2 protein-coding genes and 2 pseudogenes are annotated in these 2591 nt (G+C 49.7%); all 4 read left to right on the forward strand.

The window, feature by feature from the left end:
* Positions 1–306, forward strand: a pseudogene (locus ABYP73_RS12830) (tRNA nucleotidyltransferase); the annotation flags it as partial.
* Between the two features lie 103 nt (positions 307–409).
* Positions 410–1450, forward strand: coding sequence for a heme A synthase (locus ABYP73_RS12835; RefSeq protein ID WP_372974596.1), 1041 nt, complete (start codon positions 410–412; stop codon positions 1448–1450).
* 21 nt (positions 1451–1471) lie between these two features.
* The gene (locus tag ABYP73_RS12840) at positions 1472–1966 is read left to right on the forward strand and encodes a hypothetical protein (protein ID WP_372946215.1); all 495 of its coding nucleotides are present in this window, start codon (positions 1472–1474) and stop codon (positions 1964–1966) included.
* Positions 1967–2025: 59 nt separating this feature from the next.
* Positions 2026–2591 (forward strand): annotated as a pseudogene (locus tag ABYP73_RS12845) (nucleoid-associated protein); the annotation flags it as partial.

Consider the following 2591-nt stretch of genomic DNA (forward strand, 5'->3'; position numbering starts at 1 on the left):
ATGACCCTGTGCGAGGCCGATATCACGACAAAAAACCCCAGGAAAAAGAAACGCTACCTCAACAACTTCAAGAAAGTGAGGGATAAGATCGAAGAGGTAGAGGAAAGGGACCACATACGGAATTTTCAACCCCCGGTCAGCGGGGAGGAGATCATGGAGACCTTTGGGCTTTCTCCCTCGAAGGAAGTCGGGCTTATCAAAGATGCGATCAAGGAAGCCATCCTCGATGGTGAGATCCCCAACGAATACACCGCTGCCAGGGACTTTATGATGAAAAAGGCCCGGGAACTGGGGATTGAGTCATAAGACAGGTCGATGCTGCATCTTTACAATCTATTTTCCGACACGGTTACCCTTCCATTAAGACCTAAAAGAGTGGTATTTTTGCAGTGCTTTTGAAGGAATAACTATGCGTACATTCTATCGACCTTTAGCAAAGACCTCCCTGATCCTGGTTTACCTGGTCATCATCGCAGGGGCTGTGGTCAGGATGACCGGCAGTGGCATGGGATGCCCGGACTGGCCCAAGTGTTTTGGCTATTACATCCCCCCTACACAGGAAGCCGAATTGCTCTGGCAACCTGATAGGCCCTTTGAAAAAGGACAGGTGATCATCAAAGAGGAATCCCTCTGGGTCGCGAAAGCCGACTTTACGACCGGGGAGGAATACGATCCCGCTAACTGGGAGCCCTATACAAAACACGACTATGCCGTCTTCAACGCTACCCACACCTGGATAGAATATATCAATCGCCTTCTAGGCGCTCTTGCCGGGCTTGCCACCCTTTTCCTGGCATTGTCCTCACTCGGTTTTTGGAAAACCGACCGGCGCATCACCCTGGTGAGCTGGCTGGTAGTAATTGGGATGCTCTTCCAGGCCTGGCTGGGAGCTACGGTCGTTTACTCCGTACTGCTGCCCGTGCGTATCACTATACACATGGTCATGGCACTGGTCATCGTGGCCCTGCTTATCTTTCTCCTGCAGCAAACCAGGAGGAGTGAGGATATAAGGCCATTCGATACATCCACCCACAACCTGTTATGGGTTGCCCTTGGGCTCACCCTGGTTCAGATCGTGCTGGGAACACAGGTAAGGCAATTTATAGATACGCAGATCGACCTCCTGGGAGAAAGTGCCAAAGCCCTTTGGTTGTCTGAGCCTGAGGTACCATTCTATATTCACCGTTCCCTCTCTATTGCCGTGTTCCTGCTCAACGGATGGATCGCCCTGCAGATCTTCACCAAAAAATTGGGATACGGAAAGATCTACTGGGTTCTGGGCATCATCGGATTAGAGGTCCTGACCGGGATCGCCATGTATTATCTCGATTTCCCCTTCGGCACACAACCCCTCCACCTGGTACTGGCGGCCCTCATGTTCGGCCTTCAATTTTATCTGGTGCTGGAGACACGAAAACAAAAAATCAGCCCGGAAACTTCGTACCTTTGAATTTTGGAAATGCAATGAAGTATGGTTTATAAGATCAGGATCATTCTGGATGCCAAGGAAGATATCTTCAGAGATATCGAGATTGAGGCGGAAAGCACCATGGAAGATTTCCATAATGCCATCACCCAGGCTTTCGGGTTTATGGGGGATGAAATGGCTTCCTTTTACACATGTGACGAGAACTGGAATCAGCTCGAGGAGATCGCCCTTTTCGATATGAGTGAAGGGAACGAGTCCATCCGCCTTATGAATGAGACCTTCCTGGAAGATGTGCTGACCAGGGAGTATCCGAAAATGATCTACGTCTACGACTTTCTGAGCATGTGGACCTTCTTTGTGGAACTCGCCGACATCGTCGAGGAAACGGAAGGCCACCAGTATCCGAATGTTCTTTTCAGTTTCGGGGAACTCCCGGACACCCCTCCGGAGAAAACCTTTGAGGCGGATCCTGATTTCGACTTCGACGAGACTTTTGACCGCTATGACGACCTCGATTTTGAGGAGAACTGGAACTGAGAACTTTCTCGATTAACACCTGAATTTTTACCGTAAACCCCTAAGTAAGCTACGCTTTTATGATCAACCTATTCAATGCCCAGATAGACGAGGTATCCCTCCACCGAATTGGCAACAAACACAGGAATGAAGGTCTCTTTCTTTCGGAATCGACCCAGGAACTCAACGATGAATCGAGAGGGCTCCTGAAAGAATTCTTCCTCAAACCCTTCAGGGAGAAAGAGGAGAATTACTTCACCCTCGACCATGAGGCCGACGTGGAATTCAATGAGGTTTACAAGGCAGCTAAGACAGTTTTTACAAACCCTGCCGCACTACAGGAACAATCCGGGCTGATAGCCCGTCACCTGTACGAGCAATCCGCACATCCTCACATCAAGAGCGGGGAGGTCTTTGTGGTGAAGTTCAGCAACATCGTACTGGACCAGGAAAAGGTGGAAGCCCTGGGGATCTTCAAAAGCGAGATCAAGCAGGAATTCCTGCAGTTTGAAGAACAGCCCGGGCTATTGAAGATGAAACTGGAACAGGGGATCAACCTCAACAAACTGGATAAAGGGTGCCTGATCTTCAACGTCCTCCCGGAAGAGGGTTATAAGGTCCTGTCCGTAGACAGCAATCGGTATGA

Source organism: Muriicola sp. (assembly GCF_041567615.1).
Lineage (GTDB): Bacteria > Bacteroidota > Bacteroidia > Flavobacteriales > Flavobacteriaceae > Muriicola.